The organism is Tabrizicola sp. (genome assembly GCF_030694085.1).
GTDB lineage: Bacteria > Pseudomonadota > Alphaproteobacteria > Rhodobacterales > Rhodobacteraceae > Tabrizicola.
The window spans coordinates 57953-63952 of the sequence record NZ_JAUXZE010000072.1 but is presented as its reverse complement, the minus strand read 5'-3'; the positions used below and the strand labels follow the sequence as shown (position 1 = coordinate 63952).

At 63.1% G+C, this 6000-nt stretch carries 5 protein-coding genes; 1 reads left to right on the top strand and 4 read right to left on the bottom strand.

The genetic code is table 11. From position 1 onward, the window contains the following. Positions 1 to 659: 659 nt before the first annotated feature. Complete coding sequence (gene cueR, locus Q8M85_RS16820; RefSeq protein WP_305546703.1) at positions 660 to 1085, top strand: Cu(I)-responsive transcriptional regulator; 426 nt, start codon at positions 660 to 662, stop codon at positions 1083 to 1085. Positions 1086 to 1503: 418 nt separating this feature from the next. Here the strand turns inward: cueR and Q8M85_RS16815 are convergent, their stop codons facing one another. The 4 genes from Q8M85_RS16815 to Q8M85_RS16800 all read right to left on the bottom strand — a co-directional run bounded on the left by Q8M85_RS16815 (position 1504) and on the right by Q8M85_RS16800 (position 5987). After that, positions 1504 to 2205 (bottom strand): ATP-binding cassette domain-containing protein, encoded by a 702-nt coding sequence (locus Q8M85_RS16815; RefSeq protein WP_305546701.1) that lies wholly within the window; start codon positions 2203 to 2205, stop codon positions 1504 to 1506. 8 nt (positions 2206 to 2213) lie between these two features. Then, positions 2214 to 3386, bottom strand: a complete 1173-nt coding sequence (locus Q8M85_RS16810) for an FtsX-like permease family protein (protein ID WP_305546699.1) — start codon at positions 3384 to 3386, stop codon at positions 2214 to 2216. Next, positions 3383 to 4606: an HlyD family efflux transporter periplasmic adaptor subunit gene (locus tag Q8M85_RS16805; RefSeq protein ID WP_305546697.1), complete on the bottom strand. Its 1224-nt coding sequence runs from the start codon at positions 4604 to 4606 to the stop codon at positions 3383 to 3385. The genes Q8M85_RS16810 and Q8M85_RS16805 overlap by 4 nt, the downstream gene beginning before the upstream one ends. 358 nt (positions 4607 to 4964) lie before the next feature. Beyond that, on the bottom strand, positions 4965 to 5987 hold the full coding sequence (locus Q8M85_RS16800) for a LacI family DNA-binding transcriptional regulator (protein WP_305546695.1): 1023 nt from the start codon (positions 5985 to 5987) through the stop codon (positions 4965 to 4967). Positions 5988 to 6000 lie beyond the last annotated feature (13 nt).

Sequence of the window (6000 nt, the reverse complement as noted above, 5' to 3'; positions counted from 1 at the left end):
GAAGATCCAGCTCAGACCTTCGTCGGTGAAGCCGAGGTCAGCCTGGATGGCGGGCAAGGCCACGCCGATTATCGAGGTGTCGAGGATCACGATGAACTGCGCGGCGCACAGAAGCGCCAGCGCCTTCCACCGCTTTGGATCTGGAAGTGACATGGGAGCAAGTCCTTTTGCTAGGTTTCCCGCAGTGATTCGTGCGGATGCCTTGCTTTCTCGGGGCTCCCATCATGGCAGGGTCAACGCACCTCCCAGCATGGCAGGGTGCTCACCTGCCGCTAACAAAAGGCCAACTTCAAGAACCTGCCACTGCCTTTTCCGTTTTCGTTGGCTGTCGCGGCGTCGCACCCTTCGGATTTGCGATTGGGACGCACATGCTGCCGGGCCGACCCACTTTCCGGCCATTGGTCGCGGTCGGAGTAACGTTTGCCATTGCGCTGGTCTTCCGCGAACTCGACAAACCGGTCTGCGACGCCTTCCCGACAGGACCAGGTGGCAATGTCCTAGCCAGCAACACTCTGCAAGACTGGCCAACGGCGACTGCACGCCCCGCAATTCGCGTGCGGTCGCCAATAACTGTTACAGAAACCCCTTGACCCTCCCATGATGGGAGGGTGCACAAGAGGATCATACCCGGCACAGCCGGACATGAATGGAGCCACATCATGATTATCGGTGAAGCCTCGAAAGCGACCGGCATCTCGGTGAAGATGCTGCGCTATTATGAAGAAATCGGTCTCGTCCGCCCCGCCCTTCGTGCCTATTCGGGCTATCGGATCTATTCGGACAAGAGCATCGCAACCCTTCGATTCGTGCGCCGTGCCCGCGACCTGGGTTTTCAGGTCAAGCAGATCGCCTCGCTTCTGGACCTCTGGCAGAACGGCAGCCGCGCCAGCGCAGACGTCAAGTCGCTGGCGACCACACATGTGCAGGAACTGGAACAGCGCCGCCGCGAACTGGACGAGATGATCGCAACACTCGAACACCTGGCGCATCACTGCCACGGCGACCAACGGCCGGACTGCCCCATCCTTCAGAGCCTTGGCGCCGAGGATAGCGCGCCCCAGAAAGCGACCCGGCCACGGGGTTGAGTTGATGATATCGCTATGGCGGCGTGCAACTCTGTCCTCCAGATCAGGGACCCTGCCAAGCTACAAACGTCGCGCCCCACCAGAACCCCACCGCGGGCACGAACATCCACGGTAGGATGGGCGTCAGACCACTGCCGATCCAGGTCGTGCGGGCCGATGGAGAAGATCCCCAAAAGAATGGCCGTCAGCCTGCCGAGCAGTCGCGCCAAGGTCTAACAGTCTTCCGTGTTTGCGTTACAAAAGGCTGTTCGCGACCTGGCGAATTGGGAAGGGGTCGCTGCGGCAGTCAGTCATATTGTGGGGTGCGAACGTAGGAACTTTCCGCTCTCCAATCCTGAATGAAGGGCATCCGACCTTGAAAAGCTGTTCAAGCGCCGGAAAGCGAAGCGGTGGAAGGCCGCCTTTGGTCCACGGCCCGCTAACCGGCGACCCGGTCTTCGTCTGAGACAAGCCGCCCGTCCTCCAGTGTAAGGATTCGGTCTGCTCGGTCCAGGATGCGATTGTCGTGGGTTACCAGAAGCGTGGTCATCCCCCTTTTGCTGCCAAGGCGACGCAATAGGTCGATCACCTCGGACGCACTGTCCTTGTCGAGAGCAGCGGTCGGTTCGTCCGCCAGAAGCAGGGCCGGGCTTCCGACAAGCGCACGGGCGACGGCGACACGCTGCTTCTGTCCCCCGGAAAGATTGGCTGGAAGGTAGGCAACCCGATCCGCGAGCCCGACCAGCCCCAGAAGGTGCCCCGCCGCGCGTGCAGCCAGATCGGCATCGACGCCCGGATGGACTTGTGCGCCCATCATCACGTTCTGCCCGGCCGTCAGACTTTCGTGCAGGTTATGTGCCTGGAAAATGAAGCCCAGCTTGCGCCGAATCATGACCAGTCGCGCCTGGTCCGCGCCTTTCAACTCTTCACCAATCAGGCGAAGCGCCCCGTCCTGCACTGCGCGAAGGCAGCCGATCAAGGTCAGGAGCGTCGTCTTGCCCGAACCCGACGGCCCCATAAGGACAGTGAAGCTGCCACGGTCCAATGTCAGATTGATGTCGAACAGCGCCTGCTTCCGCGCCGCGTCTTCACCAAACCAATGGTTCAGCCCGGTGATCTCGACGATAGGGGAATTCGTCATACCGCCCTCTAGAACAGGTCTGCCGGATCGGCGGCAGCAAGGCGTCGGGTCGCGATAGCCCCTGAGAGGGCCGAGAAGACCACCGTGCCGACGAAAACCGTAATCGCCATGAACGGGGTCACGGACAGCGGCAGGGTCGTAATCTTCCCCATGGCGGTAAGGATTGTTGCACCAACGGCAAATCCTGGAAGGAAGCCAAGCACTCCAAGGATCAACGCCTCTTCCAGCACAATGCCGATGAAGAACTTCTGGTCATAGCCCATGGCCTTGAAGGTGGCGTATTCGCGCAGGTGGTCGGCGACATCGGTAGACAACACCTGATAGACGATCACCAGCCCAACGAGCACGCCGATCAGAACCCCGAACCCGAAGATGATGCCGGTGGGCCGCTTGGTCTGCTGGTAGGTCAGTTCCTCTTGGGCGGCGTCGCCATAAATGCGGATGCGCAGCGCGGGGTCCGAAATCAGTCGATGCAGGCGGGCCACCACTGCAGGACCATCCGCCCCGGGTCGAAGCCGCAGCAGGATGTGATCCGGGGCGGTGGAGCTTCGCGCGGGAAACAGCGACAGGAAGGTCTGGTCTGAGACAATCATGTAACCGTCGCCCCCAAACCCGCCCCCACCTGCGAAGGTGGTATAGGCAGTCAGCGTCCGCCCTTGCGTCTCGAACGACAGCGGCGACTGGGGCCGGATCGCTGCCGCTGCCTCTCGCCCCAGCCCGCGCGCAAGGCGATCAAGGATGGCGGCATCCTGCACCTCGAGCAGAGACAGGTCCCCGGCGATGTCCGACGCAACGAACTCCGGCCTGGCAGGATCGACGCCGAAAGTCGTCAAACTGATGTCGGCGTCTCCCCGGTCCCATGGCGCGTTTGCGATGAACAACCCCATCCCGTCCTGCACATCGGGGTCGGCCATCGCTTGCAAAAGCCATTGGCGCGCGACGTTGCCGCCGTCGGTCAGGCCATTGGCATCGGCGGCAGAGATCATCACGTCGGCGTCAAAGAAGCTGTATGGCCGCAACGTCGCCGTTCCCATGGACGTCATGATGCCCAGCTGCACGAAGACCAGAACATTGGCGAAGGCCACTCCGACCAGGGCGGCGGCAAAGCGCATCGGGTTGTGGGTCAATTGCAGCCAGCCAATCGGGAGCCGACCCAGCAGGCGCTGCAGGAGCTGCTTCACGGCGTGGCCCCTACTGCGCTGGTGTCGATGCGCGCGATGACCTCAAGATTTGTGAACCGTGACGCGATCGCCGAGGACTCCGGGTCCAGCGCGACCAGCACCCGGATTACCCGGGCGTCCTTGTTCTCGGCGGCGTCGTCCGAGATCAGGCCCTGCCGCCCAACTGTCAGGCCGATGAAGTCGACCTTGCCCTGCAGCGTCCGGCCCAGGACAGGCGAGACCAGTTCAACGGACTGTCCGGGGCGGACCCTGGCGATCCGGTCCTGCCAGATTTCGACATCAGCCATCATCCGGCCGATGTCGCCCATCAGCATGATGCCGTCGGCAGGTGGGCGCTGGCCGGGGGTAGCGTTGATGTCGAGAATTGCCCCGGCGATGGGAGCGACGACCACCGCGCGTTGCAGGTCAAGCTTCGCGCGGGCGAGGTCTGCCTTGCTCGCCTCGACATTCCGTGTCGCGACCACCACGTCCGGCTGATCCTGCAACGCCACGGTCGAGAAGCGCGCCAGCGTCGCTTCGGCCCGGGTAACGGCCAGCCGCGCCCCTTCGGCGGCTGTGCGGGCAGCGTCCAGCGTCGCCTGGGTTGCAACGTCCCGCAGGAAAAGCTCTTCGGTGCGCTGCAGGCTCGCCGCTATCTCATTCGCGGTTGCCACAGCCTGATCCAGCGAGGCCTGTGCCTCGTCTCGGCTGGCCTCGACCGCAGCTCGGGTCTGCATCAGGGTCGCCTCGCGGACGGCCAGGTTGGCCTCGGCGGTCAGCACCGCGCCTTCCAGAGCCAAGCCATTATCCAGCCGCGCCAGCACTGCGCCCTTCTCGACTGCCTGCCCGACAGTGACAAGAACCTCTGCGATCCTTGCGTCGCCTGCCCCATAGGGCGCGGCAACGACAGAGACGTCGTCCTTGGGCATGATCCGCGCCAGTCCGATCACATCGGTGGGGAGCATGGTATCCGCCATGCGTTGCGGCAGCTCCACGTTCGGAGGCAGCGCGATCGGCGTGTCCGATCCGCCCCCTGGCTGCAGCCCGGTCACACCATAGAACGCCCGAAGCAGGGGAGGCTGAAAATACATGCCAATGACTGCGCCGGAGAACATGATCACCGGAACAAGCAGAAGCAGAAGATAGCGCCTGCGGAACCGACTGTGACTGGGACCTTTGGTGCCGGACGGGTCCGCAGCTCCAATGTCCAGCGGCAATCCGCTTTCAGTGGTTTCAGGCATGTGAGGTATTTCCTGATTGCGGCGCTGGGAACGGACGCTTGTTGCATGGTGGACCTAGGGGATGCTTTGATGTCAATCAAGCAACCGACCTTCAGGATGCACCTGAAACCGTGACTGGCCGACATCAGCTCTTGCGGGACAGAGGTCCCGGCTTAGGAGTGACCGCACTGACGGGTGCAGTTGGGTGGGGACCGAGTCGAGTGCCTTGGGACAATCAGCCAGAAGTCCCAGAAGAGTCTACAGACCGTGAAGGGGATGCATCAGCCCCAGCTGGTCGGGGATGGCGGAACTTTCCGCTCCCGCTTTACTGGCGCCGTTCTCGGACCAAAGCTCAGGCTCGGAACACAAGCACTCCCGATCAAAGGTTCTCCCGTGTGTAGATGTCGAAAGGGACGATACTGGTCTGGTTGCTTCCCGGATTGGCGCACGCTCTGATCATGCCGTCGATCGCTTCCCGGGCAAGTCGGTCCAGCGGGTGCGAGATTACGAGCGTCATCGCGCCATCCAGCAGGGCGGCGCGGGTGACGTCCATGAGGTCATATCCGACGACGACCATCGTGCCTGCCCTGCAGCTCGCGCGCAGAGCAGCGAGCGCTCCGCTGATCCCGCCGCCGGAAATGTAGAGGCCGGCGAGGTCGGGGTGATCGGCAAGGAGCTTCTCGGTCATCTCCTGCGCCACGGCTGCGGATTCGAAGGTGGACAGAGGTTCCAGCAGGACAAAATCGGGCGCGGATTCGCGGAAGTAGGACCGGAAGCCGGTCTCGTTCATCTCCTGGTTCCGGTAGCGCGGGTTGCCCATCAGGATGCCGATCTTGCCGGGCGCCTTGCAGATGTTGGCAAAGGCCCAGGCGGATGTGCGCCCGACCTTCCAGTTGTCGAGCCCGACATAGGACATCTGCCCGGTGACCGAGATTTGCGAGATAAGCGCAAAGACCGGGATGCCTTTCGCCTGGATCTGTTCCAGGGCCTCGGTGACCACCGGATGGACCGCAGACGTCACGCAGATGGCATGGCAATCCTGGGCAAGGGCAAGGGCACGGGAGGCGACGTTGTGCGGGGAGAGATCCTCAAGAAACTCGATCCGAAGTTCGACATCGGCCCCGGTGGCCGTCGCGGCGGCCTGCTTCAGACCGCGGGCGACGTTCTTGTAGAAGGGGCGGTGCGGTTGCAGCAGCAGAACCCCGAACCGCAGGTGGGGACGCGCGGCGGCAACGCGGGCCTGGATGCTGCCAAGGCCGTAGAAACTGATCTCTGCGGCGGCGGCCTGGACCCGTTCACGCGTGGCCTGCCGCACGTTGCCCGCACCGGAGAGGACCCGGTTGACCGTCGCAACCGAGACGCCGGCAGCTTCGGCAAGGTCGGGGATCGTGGGGCGGCGCATGGCGTTCCTGATG

Bases quoted from the DNA above. Each gene is read 5' to 3' on its own strand.
- cueR (WP_305546703.1), top strand. From the start codon at position 660: ATGATTATCGGTGAAGCCTCGAAAGCGACCGGCATCTCGGTGAAGATG.
- Q8M85_RS16815 (WP_305546701.1), bottom strand. From the start codon at position 2,205: ATGACGAATTCCCCTATCGTCGAGATCACCGGGCTGAACCATTGGTTT.
- Q8M85_RS16805 (WP_305546697.1), bottom strand. From the start codon at position 4,606: ATGCCTGAAACCACTGAAAGCGGATTGCCGCTGGACATTGGAGCTGCG.
- Q8M85_RS16800 (WP_305546695.1), bottom strand. From the start codon at position 5,987: ATGCGCCGCCCCACGATCCCCGACCTTGCCGAAGCTGCCGGCGTCTCG.